The organism is Caulobacter sp. (assembly GCF_035254145.1).
Taxonomy (GTDB): Bacteria; Pseudomonadota; Alphaproteobacteria; order Caulobacterales; family Caulobacteraceae; genus Caulobacter.
Window position 1 is genome coordinate 1 of sequence record NZ_DATFAV010000169.1, and the last position, 18,876, is coordinate 18,876.

The following is an 18,876-nucleotide window of genomic DNA, read 5'->3' on the forward strand; positions in this document are numbered from 1 at the left end:
CGGGGCGAGCGGGCGGCGTGGGTTTCGGTCTGGCTCATGAGATCAAAGCATGAAGCCGCTGGGAGCACCGGGGATAAGAAACGTGCGTTTTTGTCTAAGCCATTATCGAGGAACGGAAACGTTCGTTTCCAGGCGGGGAAAGGAACGGGAATATCCCCTCTCCCCTTGCGGGAGAGGGTGGCCCGCGAAGCGGGGCGGGTGAGGGGTCGCACCGACAGGCGCGGCGATGGCGGACAGGTCAGGCGGCGGGGAAGGGTCCATCAACCCCTCATCCGGCCCTTCGGGCCACCTTCTCCCGCAAGGGGAAAAGGGCGGGGCTGTGGATAACTTTCAGCGGCGACGCGCGGCCCGGACCAGCGCGGCGGTCGACAGCAGGACGCCCGCGACCAGGGCCCCGTAGACCAGCAGGCCCAGCGGCGTGACGCTGACCTCGGCGCGGGCGCGGACGGGGCCGGCCTCGAACTCGGCGACGGCGGTCTGGCGCTCGCTTAGCGGACTCATCGGATCGGACATGGGGGCCTCCGCGCGGTCAGCCCTGTGGATAACCTCGCGCGCCGCGCAAAGCAAAAGCCCCGCGCCTTGAAGGGCGCGGGGCTTTCGAATTCAAACCCGCCGAAAGGATCAGGCGATCTTTTCGACCTGGGCGTATTCCAGTTCGACCGGGGTGGCGCGGCCGAAGATCGAGACGGTGACGCGCAGGCGGGCCTTTTCCTCGTCGACCTGTTCGACCGAGCCGTTGAAGCTGGCGAACGGACCGTCGATGACGCGGACGTTCTCGCCCACCTCGTACAGCACCACGGCCTTCGGAGCGGCGACGCCCTCCTCGATCGTGCCGATGATGCGCTGGACTTCCTTTTCGGAGACCGGCATCGGCTTGGAGCCGCTGCCCAGGAAGCCCGTGACCTTCGGGGTGTTCTTGATCAGGTGGTAGGCTTCGTCCGAGAGGTTCATCTTCACCAGGACGTAGCCCGGGAAGAACTTGCGCTCGGCGTTGACCTTGCGGCCGCGGCGGATCTCGACGACCTCCTCGGTCGGCACCAGGATCTCGGAGAAGTTCTCCTCGAGGCCCTGGTTCTTGGCCTGCTCGCGGATGCTTTCGGCCACCTTCTTCTCGAAGTTCGAGTAGGCGTGGACGATGTACCACTTGTGGTTCGGGTTCGACGCGGTTTCGGTGCTCATCGTCTCTATCTTATCTCGCTGTGGCGAGCTTCAGAAGCTGGTTCACGCCAAAGCCCAGCCCGCCGTCGACGGCCAGGAAGAACAGCGACGCCATCACCACCATGATGAAGACCATCACCGAGGTGATCCAGGTCTCCTTGCGGGTGGTCCAGGTGATCTTGCGGGCCTCGGCGCGAACCTCGCGGAAGAACTGCACCGGCGTGGTGCGCTTCTTGGGTGCGGCGGGAGCGGCCGAGCTCGCGGCGGCGCCGGCGGGCGCCATCGCCGCGGCCGTCTTGGCGGCGCGGGTCTTCATCGCGGACGGGCTGGATCCCGGTTTCCTGGCCATGCTCTTGAGGCTCACGACTTTCATATACGAGCAGGCCGGAAGGCGGCCCGTCGGAAACTATATAGTGGCAGGAGTGGGGGGACTCGAACCCACGACTTTCGGTTTTGGAGACCGACGCTCTACCAGCTGAGCTACACTCCTGCAGACCGACCGCCCTTTCGGGCCGACGGACATCCAGAGACAGACAGCGCGCCATAAGGCTTGAAGCCTCGGCGCGCCGTGTTCTGTCGCCAGAGCCGCGCCATTTAGCAGGGTCGCATCCGCCGGGCAAGCGGCGCGCGGGAGATTGCGCGGTTCGCGGACGCGGCGGATCCCGGATCTTGGCGGGAAAAGGCCCGGCGCGGTCGCCTGCCTCCCGCCAACTGCCTCCCGCCAAAAGGGGGCCGAGAAGGATCAAAGCCCGCCCGCCAGGCGTTAGACCGCCATGCCCACGATCTCGAATCCTCCGCAGACCTCGGACCGCCCGTCGAATCGGGAGGTCGAGCACGAAGACCAGCAGAAGACGCATCGGGACGGACAGCCGCCGCGTCCCGCCACCGAGCCGCCCGGCGCGGCCGACAGCGCCCGTTCGCCGAAGACCCGGACGGATCCGGGCTCCGGCGAGAACTGAGCGCCCTGAAGGCCGGTCAGCCGGCCTTTTCTTTGGCCTTGGCGTCCTTGTCCGTCGCGGTGGAGGCCGTTGACGGCAGGGTGGCGCCGCACTGGATGCCCAGATAGGACCACTTCACGTCGGTGAGCTGGCGCCCGCACTGGGTGTTCTTGCCGTTGTCCTTGCCACGCAGCGAGATCGCCACGCCCTTGGAGAGGTCGGGAGCCGGGCTGGCGGTGCTGATGTCATAATATCCGCCGCCGCGTCCCTTCACGACGAGGCAGTTGGTGTTCTCCACCGGGCGGACGCAGCCCGACGCCGTCACCGGCGTGGACTCGACGACCACCTGCTGGGCCTGCGCGACCTTCGTCTTCGCGCCGCCGTCGCTGCAGCCAGCCAAACCAAACGCTACTAAACCGGCCGCCGCGGCGGCCCCTACGAACCAAACCCGCATACGTTCCTCCGTATCGTTGGCTTCGCGAACGAAGCAAAGGGAAGTCTGCGCCCGGTTTCCGATAGCGGCAATCTTATTTTTGACACGTTCGAAAAAGCGGTTCGCCGTTTTCGACAAAGTCGAAAAAACCTGCCTTTCAGTCATCGTCGACGTTAATCTTGTTTCCACGCGCCCCAGCGATGCGAAGCAATCTCATCCCGACCTTCAACGTCGACTCGACGACTGAAGAACAGCGGCATTCTCGCGTCGCCTTGAAAGACGACAGACTGTCCCCGAACCGGAGATTTTCGGGACCACGCTTTAGACAACCGTCATTGACAGGGAGACTTCGTTGCTTCCATGAGACGCACGCCGCCTCGGGGCCGTGGCGGCTTTACGTCTTTCCCGCGCTCCTGCGCCCAGGATCAAAGAGTTCAGATGACGGCCACCGCCACCGCCGCCGCCCCGCCCAAGGAATCGCCCTACTTCATCGAGAAGGTGCTGTGGGTGAAGCACTGGACGGACCGCCTGTTCAGCTTCGCCATCACCCGCCCGGCCAGCTTCCGCTTCCGCTCGGGCGAGTTCGTGATGATCGGCCTGCCGCCGCGCGAAGAGCTGGGCGAGAAGAAGCCGATCCTGCGCGCCTATTCGATCGGCTCGCCCAGCTTCGCCGAGGAGCTGGAGTTCTTCTCGATCAAGGTTCCCGACGGCCCGCTGACCTCGCGCCTGCAGCAGATCCAGGAGGGCGACGAGATTCTCCTGGGCAAGAAGCCGACCGGCACTCTGGTGCTGGACGCCGTGCGCCCGGGCAAGCGACTCTTCCTGTTCGGCACCGGCACGGGCCTGGCGCCCTGGCTGTCGGTGGCCCGCGACCCCGACGCCTACAGCCGCTTCGAGCGGGTGATCGTCTGTCACGGCGTGCGCGAGGTGAAGGAACTGGCCTATCGCGACCTGTTCACGGCCGAGATCTTCGACGACCCGCTGGTCGGCGACGAGGCCCGGGCCCAGCTGACCTATTACCCGACCGTGACCCGCGAGCCGTTCGAGCGCCAGGGCCGCTTCACCGACCTGATCGCCAGCGGCAAGCTGTTCAGCGACCTCGGCATCGAGGGCGGCAAGTTCGACCCCGAGCACGACCGCGCCATGCTGTGCGGCTCGATGGCCATGATCAAGGACACCGCCGCCATGCTCGAGGCCCAGGGCCTGAAGGAAGGCTCCAACGCCGAACCCGGCGACTTCGTGATCGAGCGGGCGTTCGTGGGGTAGGGGACTGAGATCCCTCTCTCTGAGAGAGAGGGAGGGGCCCACGCGCCAGCGTGGGAGGGTGAGAGGTTACGCCCTCCCAGAACGAAACCCCGTCGAAACGAACAAGGCTGCGATCTCATTGAGATCCAGGACTTGCCGGCTAAAAGTGAAACCTCTCACCCTCCCACCGCTTCGCGGCGGGCCCCTCCCTCTCTCCAAGAGAGAGGGATTTCGTCCCGACCGGCTTATGAGGGGATGGACGCATGACTGACCTCAAGAACCTCACCGTCGAAGACGCCCGCGCCCGGATCCTGGAGGGCGCGGTGGGATCGGGCGTCGAGCGTGTCGCCCTGGCCGACAGCCTGGGCCGCGTGCTGGCCGAGCCCGTCATCGCCAGTCGCGCCCAGCCGCCGTTCGACGCCTCGGCCATGGACGGCTGGGCGATCCGCCGGGCCGACTATGTCCCCGGCAAGGCCTTCGCCGTGGCCGGCGAGAGCGCGGCGGGCAAGGCCTATCCGCGTGAGGTCCAGGCCGGCCAGGCGGTCCGCATCTTCACCGGCGCCCCCGTCCCGGCCGGCGCCGACCTGGTGATCATCCAGGAAGAGGCCGAACGCGACGGCCAGACGGCGCGCTTCCGGGCCGGCGACCATCCCAAGTCCAACATCCGGCCGGCCGGCGGGGATTTCCGGTCGGGCGACATCCTGCTGGACGCGGGGGTCGTCATCGATCCCTGGCGGCTGTCGCTGGTCGCCTCGGCGGGCCTGGCGACGGTCGCGGTCGCCCGCCGGCCCCGCGTGGCGATCCTGGCGACCGGCGACGAACTGGTCCCGCCTGGCGCCACGCCGCGGCCCGACCAGATCTTCGAGAGCGGCTCGTTCGCCCTGGCGGCCCTGATCCAGGCCTGGGGCGGCGAGGCGTTCCGCCTGACGGCCGCCGCCGACGACGCCGCCGCCATCGCCGCCGTAATCCAGCCTGTGGAAGCCGACCTGATCGTCACCGTGGGCGGCGCCTCGGTCGGCGACCATGACCTGGTCAAGCCCGCCCTGAAGACGCTGGGTCTCGAACTGGCCGTGGAGACCGTGGCCGTGCGCCCGGGCAAGCCGACCTGGTTCGGACGCCTGGGAGATGGCCGCGCGGTCCTGGGCCTGCCCGGCAATCCGGCCTCGGCCCTGGTCTGCGCCGAGCTCTTCCTGCGCCCCTTGCTGGCGGCGCTAACGGACGGCGACGCCGAGGTCCGCCTGGTCGCCGCGCGCCTGGCCGCGCCCCTGCCCGCCACCGGCCCGCGCGAGCACTGGATGCGCGCGGCCCTGTCGGTCGACGAAGAGGGCCGGATGACCGCCCAGGCCTTCCCGGATCAGGATTCCTCGCTGGTCGGGGTGTTCTCGCGGGCCGACGCCCTGCTGCGCAGACGGGCCGGGGCGCCCGCCCTTTCGGCGAACGCCGTCGTCGAGGTTCTGCCCCTGCGTCGTGGTTGAAACCGCGACGGCGACGAATTGGCGTGCTACTCCGAGGCGACTCTATCCCGGGCGATGACCCGGCCTTCAGGCTCAAGAGGCTCGTTTCATGGGGCATGTAGGCAAGATCGCGACCCACGTGTTGCTGGCCTTCCTGGCCCTGCTGATCGGCCGCTACCTCGTCATCGACATGCCCTTCACGGGCGACACCCTGCTGCAGGCCGGCTACTACGCCCTGGGCGCCCTGATCGTGGAGCTGGTGTTCCGCGTCGAGCGGGCGCCCTGGCGCTTTGTCTCGGCCAGCGACCACCTGCGCCTGCTGCGCTCGGCGGTGCTGACGGCGGCGGCCTTCATGGTCATCACCCGTCTGGTGCATCCCGGCGTCGACGGCGGCCTGCGGACCGTGGCCGGCGCGGCCCTGATCCAGGCCACCCTGATGTCGGCCCTGCGCGTCATCCGTCGCAGCCTGCATGAGCGCCAGTTACTGGATTCGTTCCTGCGCCTGGGGCCGGCCTCCATGCACCCGGCCCTGCCGCGCCTGCTGATCGTCGGCTCGACCGCCGAGGCCGAGGCCTTCCTGCGCGCGCCCGCCGGCCTTGGCGAGCGCTACGCCCCGATCGGCGTGGTCTCGCCGCTGGAGCGCGAGACCGGCGACGAACTGCGCGGCGTGTGCGTGCTGGGCTCGATCGCCGGCTTCGACAACGTGCTGGCCCGACTGCGCGACAGCGGCCTGCCGCCCTCGGCCATCCTGTTCCTGACCGACAGCGCCATGAGCACCTTCGGCGCCGAGCGCCTGGGCCGGCTGAAGACCGAGGGCGTGCGCCTGCTGCGCCGCCATGGCGTGGTCGAGATGGGAACCGGCGCCGCCGTCGGCCCGGTCCTGCGCGAGATCAGCCTGGAAGAGCTGCTCAGCCGTCCGCCGGTCCGCCTCGACCCCGAACCGATCCGGGCCCTGGTCTGGGGCCGCCGGGTGCTGGTCACCGGGGCCGGCGGCAGCATCGGCTCGGAGCTGTGCCGCCAGATCGCCGCCAGCGGCTGCGCCCAACTCACCCTGGTCGACGCCTCCGAATACAACCTCTTCCATATCGACCGCGAGATCGCCGAGTCCCATCCCGCCCTGCCGCGCGGCGAGGTGCTGTGCGACGTGCGCGACGCCGCCCGCGTCCGGCGCGTCTTCGACGAGCACAAGCCCGACATCATCTTCCACGCCGCGGCCCTGAAGCACGTGACCCTGGTCGAGAACCACCCGTGCGAGGGCGTGCGGACCAATGTGCTGGGCACCCGCAACGTCGCCGTCGCCGCCAAGGCCTGCGGCGCGGCGCACCTGGCCTTGATCTCGACCGACAAGGCCGTGGCGCCGACCAGCGTGATGGGCGCGGCCAAGCGCGTGGCCGAGGCCGTGGCCCGCCAGTACGGCGGCGGCGGCCACATGCGGGTCAGCATCGTGCGGTTCGGCAACGTCCTGGGCTCGGCCGGTTCGGTCGTGCCGATCTTCCAGAGCCAGATCGCCCGCGGCGGCCCCATCACCCTGACCGACGCCGAGGTCGAGCGCTACTTCATGACCATCCCGGAGGCCGTGCAGTTGGTGCTGCGAGCCGTGGCCCTGTCGATGATCGCCTCGGATGGCGACGAGGACGGGGTGCTGACCCTGGAGATGGGCGAGCCGGTCAAGATCATCGACCTGGCCCGGCGGATGATCGAGCTGCAGGGCCTGACGCCCGGCCGCGACATCGACATCCAGATCACCGGCCTGCGCCCCGGCGAGAAGCTGACCGAGACCCTGGTCGACGTGAACGAGGTCGCCCGCGCCAAGGCCCCCGGCATCATGGAGGCCGTGCGCATGTCGCCGGCCCCGGTGATCGCCGACGAAAGCCTCGCGACCCTCGACGCCCTGGCCGAGGCCGGCGACGAAGCCGCCGTCCGCGCCGAACTGTTCGGCCTGGTCGAAGCGTTGCGCCAGGTCGGGCCGTCCAAGGTGGTGAAGATCCGGGCTTCGTAGGGCTGGCGCCTTAGATGCTCCCCCCGCGATGCGGGGGAGCTGTCGCGGTAGCGACCGAGGGGGCGAGCTGGCCGCATGCCGCATTAGCCCCCTCCGGCCCTCTGGGCCACCTCCCCCGCGGCGCGGGGGAGGATCTTCAGACCCCCACCAGGCCCAGCAGCCCGCGCAGCGTCGGCGCGTCATCATCCCGTCGCCACACCAGCCCCGTCTCCAGCACCGGCGGCGCTTGAAGCTCGACATAGGCCACGCCCGCCCGCGCCAGGTTCCGCAGCGAGGCCGGCACGAGCGCCAACCCCAGCCCCGCCGAGACCAGGCTGATAATGGTCTGCATCTGGATCGCCTCCTGGACGATCCGGGCCGGCTGGCCCCGGGCGCTGAAATAGCCCGTCACCAGATCATGGAAGGCCGGGGCCACCGTTCGGGGAAACAGGATCAGCGGCGCGTCCAGCAGGGCCTCGGGCGCGAGAACGCCGTCCTTCACCGGCAATCGCCCATCCTCGACCCAGGCGGCCGGCGCGACCGCCACCAAGGGCTCGGACACCAGCCGGCGATAGGCCAGCGTCTCCGGCAAGGCGCGGTCGGGCGGCGGGATGATGATGCCGGCGTGACGCTCGCCCGCGACCACCGCCGGGATCTGCACGTCGCTGGTCGCCTCGACCAGGCGGATCTCGACGTCCGGATAGGCTTCGGCGTAGCGCCGCACGAGGTCGGGCAGGACGCTGTAGTCGGCGGTGCTGACGAAGGACAGGGTGAGATAACCCGACTGGCCGTCGCGCAGGCGCCGCGCGGTCTCGGGCAGGGCGTCGACGGCGGCCAGGGCGCCCTGCACATGCGGCAGCCACTGCTGGCCCAGAGGCGTCAGCGCGACGTGGCGCTTGGTCCGCGCGAACAGCGGCGCGCCCAACTCCTTCTCCAGCGCCAGGATCGACTGGCTGAGCGGCGGCTGGGTCATGCCCAGGCGCTCGGCCGCCCGTCCGAAGTGCAGGGTTTCGGCGACGGCGGCGAAATGGCGAAACTGCCGGATGTCCATGGCGATAGGCTTAGCGACTTAATGCGCGCGGACTAATATATTTTTCCAACGCCTCGGCCTGGCGTAAAAGATCCTACAGCCGACACTGGAATATCCCCATGCCTCCCTATCGCTCGCGCACCTCCACCCATGGCCGCAACATGGCCGGCGCCCGCGGCCTCTGGCGCGCCACCGGCATGAAGGACAGCGACTTCGGCAAGCCGATCATCGCCATCGCCAACAGCTTCACCCAGTTCGTCCCGGGTCACGTGCATCTGAAGGACCTGGGCCAGCTGGTCGCTCGCGAGATCGAGGCGGCCGGGGGCGTGGCCAAGGAGTTCAACACCATCGCCGTCGACGACGGCATCGCCATGGGCCATGGCGGGATGCTCTACTCCCTGCCCAGCCGCGACCTGATCGCCGACAGCGTCGAGTACATGGTCAACGCCCACTGCGCCGACGCCATCGTCTGCATCTCCAACTGCGACAAGATCACCCCCGGCATGCTGATGGCCGCCATGCGGCTGAACATCCCGGTGGTCTTCGTCTCGGGCGGGCCGATGGAAGCCGGCAAGGTCACGGTGAAAGGCGAGATCCGCGCCCTGGACCTGGTCGACGCCATGGTCGTGGCCGCCGACGACAAATATTCCGACGAAGAGGTCGCCGCGATCGAGAAGGCCGCCTGCCCGACCTGCGGCTCGTGCTCGGGCATGTTCACGGCCAACTCGATGAACTGCCTGACCGAGGCGCTGGGCCTGTCGCTGCCCGGCAACGGCTCCGTTTTGGCCACCCACGCCGACCGCGAGGCGCTGTTCAAGGAAGCCGGCCGTCTGGTCGTCGACCTGTGCCAGCGCTGGTACGAGCAGGAGGACGCCACCGCCCTGCCGCGCGGGATCGCCACCCGGGCCGCGTTCGAGAACGCCATGAGCCTGGACATCGCCATGGGCGGCTCGACCAACACCGTGCTGCACCTGCTGGCCGCCGCCAGCGAGGGCGGCGTCGACTTCTCGATGGCCGACATCGACCGGTTGTCGCGCCGCGTGCCCTGCCTGTGCAAGGTCGCCCCGGCCAAGGCCGACGTCCACATGGAGGACGTCCACCGCGCCGGCGGCGTCATGGCCATCCTGGGCGAGCTGGAGCGCGGCGGCCTGATCGACGCCAGCCAGCCCACCGTCCACGCCGCCACCCTGGGCGAGGCCCTGACCCGCTGGGACATCGGCCGCACCAACAGCAACACCGCCCACGAGCTGTTCCGCGCCGCGCCGGGCGGCAAGCCGACCCAGGTCGCCTTCAGTCAGGCCGCCCGTTGGGAAAACCTCGATCTGGACCGCACCGCCGGCGTCATCCGCTCGGTCGAGCATCCGTTCTCCAAGGACGGCGGCCTGGCGGTGCTGTCGGGCAATCTGGCCCCCGAGGGCTGCATCGTGAAGACCGCCGGGGTCGACGAGTCGATCCTGACCTTCCGTGGGTCCGCCAAGGTCTATGAGAGCCAGGAGGCGGCGGTCAGCGGCATCCTGGGCGGCAAGGTCGCGGCCGGCGACGTCGTGGTCATCCGCTACGAGGGCCCCAAGGGCGGGCCGGGCATGCAGGAGATGCTGTATCCGACCACCTATCTGAAGTCGAAGGGCCTGGGCGCGGCCTGCGCCCTGATCACCGACGGCCGCTTCTCGGGCGGCACCTCGGGCCTGTCGATCGGCCACGTCTCGCCCGAGGCCGGCGAAGGCGGCCTGATCGCCCTGGTCGAGGACGGCGACTCGATCCTGATCGACATTCCCAACCGCGGGATCACCCTGGAGGTGTCTGACGCGGTCCTGGCCGAACGCCGCGCCGCCCAGCTGGCGCGCGGCGCCGACGCCTGGAAGCCGTTGAACCGCCAGCGCGAGGTCAGCCCGGCCCTGCGCGCCTATGCGGCCATGACCACCAACGCCGCCAAGGGCGCGGTGCGCGACGTCAGCCAGGTGGAGCGGCGGTAGGCTGCGGCCGCCGCGCCTCGAATGGGAGCGGTACCAAAAGTTTGTTGACGCGGCCGGTTCGGCCATGAAAGCTCAAGGCTCAGCCCGGAGACACATCCGGGGAGGGAGAGCGTTCATGAAGGTCTTGCCGCGTTCGTTGGCGACGCTCGCGCTGGTCGCGAGCCTGATGACGGGGGCCGCGCCGGCCGCCCTGGCCCAGGCCGTCAAACCCCCGCCCTCCGGCCTGAAGCTCAACGCCAAGGGCTATCTCGAGACCCCCGGCCTGAACGTGCTGGTGTTCAGCAACGGGTCCGAGGACCTGTTCAACGACGCCAAGATGAGCGGGGTCGAGCTGATCCAGCACGGGGTGCGGACCGTCACCAACGGCGACGTCCGGCTCAGCCCTACCCCGGGCCAGTGGGACCCGATGGCGCGGCTGGTCGAGCGCCGGGTCGATCCCGCCACCGGGGCGATCACCGCGACCCTGGAATTCCCGGACTACGCGTTCCGCTACCAGATCCAGGTCGAGCCGCGCGGCGGCGCCTTCCGGGTGCGGGTCGTCCTCGACAAGCCGCTGCCGGCGGCGCTCGCGGGCAAGGCGGGCTTCAATCTCGAGGTCCTGCCCTCGGCCTATTTCCACAAGAGCTTCCTGGCCGACGGCCGCGCCGGCGGCTTCCCGCTCTATCCCAGCAGCGCGATGGAGGCCGCCCCGCCCGGAGGCCGCGCCGAGCCCCTGCCGCTGGCCAGCGGCGCGACCTTCGTCCTGGCGCCGGAGGAGCCCGCCCGGCGGATCACGGTGAAGGCCAGCGCGCCGGTCTTCCTCTATGACGGCCGCAACCAGGCGCAGAACGGCTGGTTCGTGCTCCGCGCCCCGATCCCGGCCGGCAAGACCGGCGCGGTGGTCGACTGGACGGTCTCGGCCAACGCCCTGCCGAACTGGACGCGTCCGCCGTCGATCGCCCATTCGCAGCTCGGCTACGCCCCCGCCCAGCCCAAGGTGGCGATCATCGAGCGCGATCCCGCCCAGCCGCCGCAGGCCCAGGCTCGCCTGCTGAAGGTCGGGGCGGACGGAAGCTTCACGCCGGTCCTGACCGGCCCCCTGAGCGGCTGGACGCCCTATCTGCGCTACAGCTACGCCAAGTTCGACTTCTCGTCGGTCAAGACGCCAGGCCTCTATGTCCTGGCCTATGGCGACCACCGCACCGCGCCGTTCCGGATCGATCCGGCGCTCTATGACGACGCCTGGCATCCGACCCTGGACGTCTATTTCCCGGTCGCCATGGACCACATGTTCGTCGAGGAAGCCTACCGCGTCTGGCACGGCGACTCGCACCGCGACGACGCCCTGCAGGCGCCGCTGAACCACGAGCACATCGACCTCTACCGCCAGGGACCGACCACGGACACGCCGTTCAAGCCGATGGAGCACATCCCCGGCCTGAACGTCGGGGGCTGGTTCGACGCGGGCGACTTCGACATCCGCACCCAGACGCACTACGCCGTGGTGCGGACCCTGGTCGAGACCTGGGAGCAGTTCCGTCCCACCCGCGACCAGACCACGATCGACCAGGCCCGCCGCCATGTGGAGATCCACCGCCCCGACGGGACGCCAGACATCCTGCAGCAGATCGAGCACGGAACCCTGCAGCTGCTGGCCCAGCACAAGGCGGTGGGCCACGCGATCCACGGCATCGTCGAGCCCGACGTCGGCCAGTACACCCACCTGGGCGACGCGGTGACCAAGACCGACGGCCTGGTCTACGACGCCAGCCTGGGTCCCGACGAGATCAAGGACGGCCGCAGCGGGGTGAAGGACGACCGCTGGGCGTTCACCAGCCGCTCGACGCCGCTGAACTATGGCTCCATCGCCGCCCTCGCCGCCGCCAGCCGAGCTCTGCGCGGCTATCGCGACGCCCTGGCCGACGACTGCCTGGCCACCGCCCAGCGGGTGTGGGACGAGGAGCACAGCCACGCGCCCGACCTCTTCCACCATGGCAACACCACGGGCGGCGACATCGTCGACGAGGAGTTCAGCGCCGCGGTCGAGCTGCTGATCGCCACCAAGGACCCGAAATACGCCGCCCGGATCGACGCGATGTGGCCCAAGGTCGAGCCGCGCTTCATCCAGAACGCCGACCTCGCCGCCCGCGCCATTCCGTTCATGCCGCCCGCCTTCAAGGCGCGGGTGGCCCCGGCGGTGCGCGACTACAAGGCCAAGAGCGACGCCCTCCTCGCCCAGAACCCGTTCGGCGTGCCGATCGCCATGGGCGGCTGGGCCGGCAGCGGCGGGGTGGCCGAGTTCGGCCTGACCCACTGGGCGCTGCACAAGGCGTTCCCCGAGATCGTCGACGGCCGCGCGGTGTTCCGGGCCCTGGACTACCTCTATGGGACCCATCCCGGCTCGGACATCTCGCTGGTCTCGGCCGTGGGCTCGGTCTCCAAGGAGGTCGCCTATGGCAACAACCGCGCCGACTTCAGCTTCATCGCCGGCGGCGTCGTGCCGGGCATGCTGATCGTCAAGCCCGACTTCCCCGAGAACAAGGAAGACTGGCCCTTCTTCTGGGGCGAGAACGAGTACGTCGTGAACGTCGGCGCCAGCTACATCGCCCTGGTCAACGCCGCCAAAGCGTTGAGCAAAGAGGTGAGCGCGGGGGTTAAGTAGGGCCTTTCGTCCAGCCCGACAAACGCCGGGGCTCGGGATGAAGTCGCGGGACTATGATCGCCCCTTGGCGGACATTTATCCCTCTCCCCTTGCGGGAGAGGGTGGGCGCCGAAGGCGATCGGGTGGGCGGCGTTGCCGTCGAGAATGCTCGACTAGCAAGGTCAGGCGGATTCCAGGCCGCGCGAGCGCGCCTGATCCCAACGGCAGAGGCCCTCACCCTCAGTGGAAATCCCGGCTTCGCAGCAGCCGCCCCGACACCTTCTGGCGCACGCGCGGGGCCGGTGATCCCGGTTCGTCGCGCAGCGTCGACAGGTGCGCCGAGAGGTCGGTGAAGGCTTCGGCGACGATGTGGATCACCCCCTCGGCGCGCTGGACCCGGCCGTGGACGATCAGGAACGAGGCGGTCATCACCACGTTTCGGTCGGCCTCGAAGCGGTCTTTCCAGACCACGGCGTTGGCCACGCCCGTCTCGTCCTCCAGGGTCACGAACACCACGCCCTTGGCCGTGCCCGGCCGCTGGCGGATCAGGACGAGGCCGGCCACCGAGACCTTGGCGCCGTCCTTCACCGTCATCAGCTGTTCGGCCGTGATCACCCCGCGCCGGGCCAGCATCGAGCGGTAGAAACCGACCGGATGGGCCTTCAGGGACAGGCTGGTGGTGCGATAGTCCTCGGCCACCTCCTGGGTCACGGGCATGGTCGGCAGGGCGACTCCGTCCTCGAACAGCGGCAGGCCGGCCAGCAGCGGCGCCTGGACCGGAGCCTTGTGCTCGCCCTTCAGTCCCTTGACCGCCCAGAGGGCGTCGCGGCGCGAGAGGCCCACGCCGGCGAAGGCGTCGGCCTCGGCCAGGAGCTCCAGGGCCCGCTGCGGCACGCCGCCTTGCGCGAACTCGGCGGGCGTGCGCGCGCCCTCGGCCCGCGCCTTCAGGAGCGGAGGGATGTCGGACTTCTCCTTCAGCCCCTTGATCTGGCGAAAGCCCAACCGGACAGCCTTCCAGCGGTGGCGGTTGGCGTGATCGGCGATCTTGTCGGAGCGAGGTTTGAAACCCTCCCTCCCCTTTGCCGTCTCCAGCGTGCAGTCCCAGTCGCTGGCCAGGATGTCGGGAGGCAGCACCTCGACCCCGTGCTCGCGCGCGTCGCGCACCAGCTGGGCCGGCTGGTAGAAACCCATCGGTTGGGAGTTGATCAGGGCCGCGCAGAACACGTCCGGCCAGGCCCATTTGATCCAGGCCGACACATAAACGAGCTTGGCGAAGCTGGCCGCGTGGCTTTCGGGAAAGCCGTAGTGGCCGAAGCCCTCGATCTGCTTGAAACAGCGCTCGGCGAAGTCGCGCTGATAGCCCCGCCGAACCATGCCCTCGACGAACTTGTCGCGATACTCGGCCGGCGTGCCCAGGTTGCGGAAGGTGGCCATGGCCTTGCGCAGGCCGTCGGCCTCGTCGGGCGTGAAGTGGGCGGCCTCGATGGCCAAACTCATGGCCTGCTCCTGGAACAGGGGCACGCCGTAGGTGTTGCCCAGGATCTGCTCCAGTTCGTCCGGCGGGCCGTGCTCCGGGGCCGGCGCGGGCATGTCGGCCTTCTCGATCCCGCTGCGGCGCTTGAGATAGGGATGCACCATGTCGCCTTGAATCGGGCCGGGGCGGACGATCGCCACCTCGATGACCAGGTCGTAGAACCTGCGGGGCTTCAGGCGCGGCAGCATCGACATCTGGGCCCGGCTCTCGACCTGGAACACCCCGACGCTGTCGGCCACGCACAGCATGTCGTAGACGCCGGAGACCTCCTTGGGGATGTCGGCCAGGTCCTTCAGCCAGGCCAGGCCGTGGTCCTCGCGCAGCATGGTCATGGCCCGCTGGATGGCGGTCAGCATGCCCAGCGCCAGCACGTCGACCTTCATCAGCGACAGGCTGTCGATATCGTCCTTGTCCCACTCGATGAAGGTGCGGTCCTTCATCGCCGCGTTGCCGATCGGCACGGTCTCGTCCAGGCGGCGCTTGGTCAGGACAAAGCCGCCCACGTGCTGCGACAGGTGGCGCGGAAAGCCCATCAGCTCGGTGGCGAGGGCCACGGCGCGGGCGATCTGCGGCGCCTCCGGGTCCAGGCCCGCGTTGCGCAGGTGCTCCTCCGGCAGGCCGTCGCCCCAGCTGCCCCAGACCGTGCCGGCCAGCAGCGAGGTGACGTCCTCGGTCAGGCCCAGCGCCTTGCCGACGTCGCGGATGGCGCTGCGCGGACGGTAATGGATCACCGTGCCGCAGATGGCGGCGTATTCCCGGCCGTAGCGCTCATAGACGTACTGCATCACCTCCTCGCGCCGCTCATGCTCGAAGTCGACGTCGATGTCGGGCGGCTCGCCACGGTTTTCGGAGATGAAGCGGGTGAATAACAGGCGGTGCTCGGTGGGATCGATCGCCGTCACCCCTAGGCAGAAGCAGACCGAGGAGTTGGCCGCCGAGCCCCGCCCCTGGCACAGGATCCCCATCTCCCGCGCCTTGCGTACGATGTCGTGCACGGTGATGAAGTAGTTGGGATAGTCCATCTTGGCGATCAGCCGCAGCTCTTCGGCCAGCTGGCCCCGCACCTTGTCGGGGACCCCGCCGGGATAGCGCCAGGCGGCCCCGGCCCAGGTCAGGTCGGTCAGGTGCTGCATCGCCGTCTTGCCGGGCGGAACCGGCTCGTCGGGATATTCCTCCTTCAGTTGGCCGAGGTCGAAGCCGATGCGCTCGACGATCTCGACCGTGCGCTCGATCGCGCGCGGCCAGCGTTCGAACAGGCGGGCCATCTCGCCCGGGGACTTGATGTGCCGCTCGGCGTTGGCCTCCAGACGAAAGCCGGCCTCGTGGATGGCGCAATGCTCGCGCACGCAGGTGATGACGTCCTGCAGCGGCCGCCGCTCGGGGCCGTGATAGAGCACGTCGTTGGTCGCCACGATTGGCGCCCCGGCCGCTCGCCCCAGGGCGTCCAGCCGCGAGAGGCGCTTGAGGTCCTGGGCGGCGTAGGCGCGGCTGGCCGCCAGCCAGGCGCGTCCGGAGAGGTCGCCGGCCATGCGGGACAGGTCGCGCTCGAAGGCCTCGTCCAGCGTTCGGGGCGGGACGATCAGGCCCAGCTGGCCGTCCGAATGGTCCAGGAAATCCCGCCAGCTCAGGTGACACTCGCCCTTGCCGGCCCGGCGCTGGCCGAGCGTCAGCAGTCGCGTCAGCCGGCCGAACGCCTCGCGGTCGGTCGGGTAGCACAGCAGGCTGGGCGTCCCGTCCATGAAGTCCAGCCGGCAGCCGCTCAGCACCCGGACATCGCGCGTCTTGGCCGCCGTCCAGGCGCGGACGACGCCGGCCAGGCTGTTGCGGTCGGTGACGCCGATGGCCGAGAGGCCGAGGGCCTCGGCCGCGATGGCCAGCTCCTCGGCGTGCGAGGCCCCGCGCAGGAACGAGAAGTTGGTGGTGGTTTGGAGCTCGGCGTAGGCGGGCATGACTAAATCCTCCCCCTAGCGGGGGAGGTGGTCGCGAAGCGACCGGAGGGGGAAGACTTGAAGCCTTGCCCCTCCCCCCTCCGGCGCTGCGCGCCGCCTCCCCCACGGGGGGAGGATTTCGGAGTCTCACCCAAACAGGCCATGGATCCACCATTTCGGCGCCTCGTCGCCGCCGAACAGTCCCTGCCGATAGATCCAGAACCGCCCGCCCGTCTCGTCCTCGACGCGGTAGTAGTCGCGCACCTTGCCCGGCCCGGTCTCGCCCTCGCCCACCCCGGCCCGCCACCATTCCTGGCCGATGCGCTCGGGTCCCTCGGCGCGGCGGACACGGTGAGCTCTTCCCCGCCAGGTGAACGACACGGGCGGATCATCGGGCACCTTGGCCAGGGCGGTGATCGCCTCGGGCCGCTTGAACAGCCGCACCGGGCGCGGACGGTCGGGGTCCCAGTCCGTGGCCGACGGCGGGTCCAGCGGCCCGACGCGGACCGCCGAGCGTTCGGGCACATGGCTCGGATAGGGATCGGCGCGCCAGACGCGGGCCTCGCCCAGGCGGTTGACCAGCCGGTCGACCAGCGGGGCCAGGGTCTCGTCCAGGCTGACGCCGGCCGCGTTGTCCAGCCGCGCCTGGGCCGCCGCCAGAGGCTCCACCCCGGCGGCGTGGACGGTGACCACCTCGATCCCGAAGCCCGGATCCACCTTGTCCAGCTTGGGAACGATCAGCTTGGTCAGCCGTCGAGCGTCGCGGCCGATCCGCGCCAGCCCCGCGCGGACGGGATAGGCCTGGCCGTCCAGGCGGTGGAACACCACCTCGAACCGCTTGGCGCCGCGACCTTCGGCCTCCAGCCGGGCGCAGATCAGATCCAGGGCGTCGCCGGTCACCCGGGCCAGGTCCTCGGGCGCGCTGATCGGCTCGAAGAAGGCCAGACGGTCGAACCAGGGACTGGCCGGACGGCGGAAGGTCAGGGCCTCGGCCGCCATTCCCAGGGCCTGGTCCAGCCGCACCGTGAATCCCAGTCCGAAGCGCTTGGCCAGCTGGGCGCGCGGCAGGCCGTAGAGCTGGCCGACGCGGTGCAGGCCAAGGCGCGGCAGCTGGGCTTCGGCCGCGTCGTCCAGGCGCAGGGCCGCGACAGGCAGGCTCGCGAGCGCCTCGCGCTGGCCGCCCGGCGGGACAACCGTGAGATCCGCTCCATAATGCGCCGCCCCCCAGGCCGCCCCGGCGGTGTCGGCGATCGCCGCCCGGGCCGGCACGCCCCAGCGCGCCAGCCGCGCGACCAGGTCGGCCAGCATCGCCGCCTCGCCGCCCCACAGGTGGTCGGTCCCGGTGATGTCCAGCAGGAGGCCGTCGTCGCCGTCGATCGCCACGGCCGGCGAGAACCGCACGCACCAGTCGCAGAGCGCCTCCAGCGCCGCGCGATCGGCGGCCGGGTCATGGTCGAAGGTGACAAGGTCCGGGACCAGGGCCAGGGCGTCGGCGGCCTTCTGGCCGGGCATGAGGCCCAGGGCCCGGGCGGCCTCGTTCACGGCGGCGAGACGGCGGGTTCCGCGTTCGGAGACGAGCAGAGCGAGAGGAGGAGGCGTCAATCCTCCCCCTAGCGGGGGAGGTGTCCGCGCAGGCGACGGAGGGGGAAGTCCTACTGGCCTTGCCCCTTCCCCCTCCGGTCCTTCGGACCACCTCCCCCTCTGGGGGGAGGATTGGTCACCCGACCCGCCGCAGGGGTTCCGCCGGCGCCACGTCGTGATCGGCCAGTTGGGACACCAGACGGAAAGGATGCGGGCCATGGCCGGCCTCCTCTGCTTGCAAAATCCAGCCGCCGGGACGTCCGCCCCGGCAGCGCTCGAGTTCAACCCGCCAACGCGGCGGGCCAAGTCCAATGTCGTCGGGCGCCGCCCCGCTGGGCTCCGGCGCCACCCGCCAGCGGCTGAACGAGGCCGAGCCGGAGACTGTCCGGGAACCCGCTCCGGCTCGCCCGCCATAGGGTCGGCGATGCAGCAGCACCCCCAGCCCGTCCCGCTTCTCGCAGGCCAGTTGCAGGCGGCGGCCGGCGGTCAGGTCGGGAGCCTCGGCCTCGCCGACCGCCGCCACCACGCCCTGGGTCGACAGGGCGTCCTCCAGCACCGACAGCACCTCGGCCTCGTCCCGGGCCCGGACCTGGATCAGCCGCTCGGCGGGGAAGCCGAGCCCGGCCAGGCCCGGCGCGAACAGGTCGGCGCGGCGCGCCACCCAGACCACCGCCCCCGTCTTGGCCAGCGGACGCAGCAGCAGGCCGACGAAGGCGGCCGGGGCCGCGCCGGTCTCGCCCTCCAACCCGGCGCCGGTCACCTCGTGCCAGGCGCCCAGCGGCAGGCCGCCGCCCGGAAAGCAGCCGTCGATGGCCGCATCGCCGAACGGCAGGACCGGAGTCGGAGTCCGAGTCCCCGCTTCGATCGCGGCGATCCGGCCTCTCAGGGCCGCAAGACGCGCCTCGCGCGATCCGGCCATTCTCCACTCCATGTTCCACTTTTGTTCTGATCTTTCGGCCCGGGGGAGTCAAGCCTTGGAGAGTCGGGCGCGACCGGTCAAAGTG

General features: G+C 69.9%; 14 protein-coding genes and 1 tRNA gene. 6 read left to right on the plus strand and 9 right to left on the minus strand.

The genetic code is table 11. The features are described 5' to 3' along the window. Nucleotides 1–330 precede the first annotated feature (330 nt). The 4 genes from VJ655_RS10100 to VJ655_RS10115 all read right to left on the minus strand — a co-directional run bounded on the left by VJ655_RS10100 (nucleotide 331) and on the right by VJ655_RS10115 (nucleotide 1,648). Nucleotides 331–513, minus strand: a complete 183-nt coding sequence (locus VJ655_RS10100) for a hypothetical protein (protein WP_324110930.1) — start codon at nucleotides 511–513, stop codon at nucleotides 331–333. A gap of 108 nt (nucleotides 514–621) precedes the next feature. Further along, a complete protein-coding gene (gene nusG, locus VJ655_RS10105) occupies nucleotides 622–1,179 on the minus strand; it encodes a transcription termination/antitermination protein NusG (RefSeq protein WP_324110931.1) in 558 nt (185 codons plus the stop codon). 10 nt (nucleotides 1,180–1,189) lie between these two features. Further along, on the minus strand, nucleotides 1,190–1,507 hold the full coding sequence (secE, locus tag VJ655_RS10110) for a preprotein translocase subunit SecE (protein WP_324110932.1): 318 nt from the start codon (nucleotides 1,505–1,507) through the stop codon (nucleotides 1,190–1,192). A gap of 65 nt (nucleotides 1,508–1,572) precedes the next feature. Then, nucleotides 1,573–1,648 (minus strand) — tRNA-Trp (locus VJ655_RS10115). A 283-nt stretch (nucleotides 1,649–1,931) separates the two neighbouring features. Here VJ655_RS10115 and VJ655_RS10120 point away from each other — a divergent pair. Next, a complete protein-coding gene (locus VJ655_RS10120) occupies nucleotides 1,932–2,117 on the plus strand; it encodes a hypothetical protein (protein ID WP_324110933.1) in 186 nt (61 codons plus the stop codon). 16 nt (nucleotides 2,118–2,133) lie between these two features. Here VJ655_RS10120 and VJ655_RS10125 read toward each other — a convergent pair whose 3' ends face one another. After that, nucleotides 2,134–2,550: a hypothetical protein gene (locus tag VJ655_RS10125; protein WP_324110934.1), complete on the minus strand. Its 417-nt coding sequence runs from the start codon at nucleotides 2,548–2,550 to the stop codon at nucleotides 2,134–2,136. A 339-nt stretch (nucleotides 2,551–2,889) separates the two neighbouring features. Between VJ655_RS10125 and VJ655_RS10130 the strand changes: the two genes are divergently transcribed. From VJ655_RS10130 to VJ655_RS10140, 3 genes are all read left to right on the plus strand, one after another. Further along, nucleotides 2,890–3,795, plus strand: a complete 906-nt coding sequence (locus VJ655_RS10130; protein WP_324110935.1) for a ferredoxin--NADP reductase — start codon at nucleotides 2,890–2,892, stop codon at nucleotides 3,793–3,795. A gap of 242 nt (nucleotides 3,796–4,037) precedes the next feature. After that, nucleotides 4,038–5,249: a gephyrin-like molybdotransferase Glp gene (gene glp, locus VJ655_RS10135; protein WP_324110936.1), complete on the plus strand. Its 1,212-nt coding sequence runs from the start codon at nucleotides 4,038–4,040 to the stop codon at nucleotides 5,247–5,249. A gap of 88 nt (nucleotides 5,250–5,337) precedes the next feature. Continuing rightward, nucleotides 5,338–7,227, plus strand: a complete 1,890-nt coding sequence (locus VJ655_RS10140; protein ID WP_324110937.1) for a nucleoside-diphosphate sugar epimerase/dehydratase — start codon at nucleotides 5,338–5,340, stop codon at nucleotides 7,225–7,227. 136 nt (nucleotides 7,228–7,363) lie between these two features. On the opposite strand, the gene VJ655_RS10145 is transcribed toward VJ655_RS10140, so the two are convergent. After that, nucleotides 7,364–8,257, minus strand: coding sequence for a LysR family transcriptional regulator (locus VJ655_RS10145; RefSeq protein WP_324110938.1), 894 nt, complete (start codon nucleotides 8,255–8,257; stop codon nucleotides 7,364–7,366). A gap of 98 nt (nucleotides 8,258–8,355) precedes the next feature. Here VJ655_RS10145 and ilvD point away from each other — a divergent pair, with 98 nt between their 5' ends. After that, entirely contained in the window at nucleotides 8,356–10,209 is a 1,854-nt protein-coding gene (ilvD, locus tag VJ655_RS10150) for a dihydroxy-acid dehydratase (RefSeq protein WP_324110939.1), read from the plus strand. A 115-nt stretch (nucleotides 10,210–10,324) separates the two neighbouring features. Then, complete coding sequence (locus VJ655_RS10155) at nucleotides 10,325–12,850, plus strand: glycoside hydrolase family 9 protein (RefSeq protein ID WP_324110940.1); 2,526 nt, start codon at nucleotides 10,325–10,327, stop codon at nucleotides 12,848–12,850. A gap of 219 nt (nucleotides 12,851–13,069) precedes the next feature. Here VJ655_RS10155 and VJ655_RS10160 read toward each other — a convergent pair whose 3' ends face one another. From VJ655_RS10160 to VJ655_RS10170, 3 genes are all read right to left on the minus strand, one after another. Further along, nucleotides 13,070–16,312 carry an error-prone DNA polymerase gene (locus tag VJ655_RS10160; RefSeq protein ID WP_324110941.1) on the minus strand — a complete coding sequence of 1,081 codons (3,243 nt, stop codon included), beginning with the start codon at nucleotides 16,310–16,312 and terminating at the stop codon, nucleotides 13,070–13,072. A gap of 126 nt (nucleotides 16,313–16,438) precedes the next feature. Then, entirely contained in the window at nucleotides 16,439–17,812 is a 1,374-nt protein-coding gene (locus VJ655_RS10165; RefSeq protein WP_414646970.1) for a DUF6504 family protein, read from the minus strand. Between the two features lie 196 nt (nucleotides 17,813–18,008). Then, entirely contained in the window at nucleotides 18,009–18,803 is a 795-nt protein-coding gene (locus VJ655_RS10170; RefSeq protein WP_324110943.1) for a protein imuA, read from the minus strand. Between the last annotated feature and the right edge of the window lie 73 nt (nucleotides 18,804–18,876).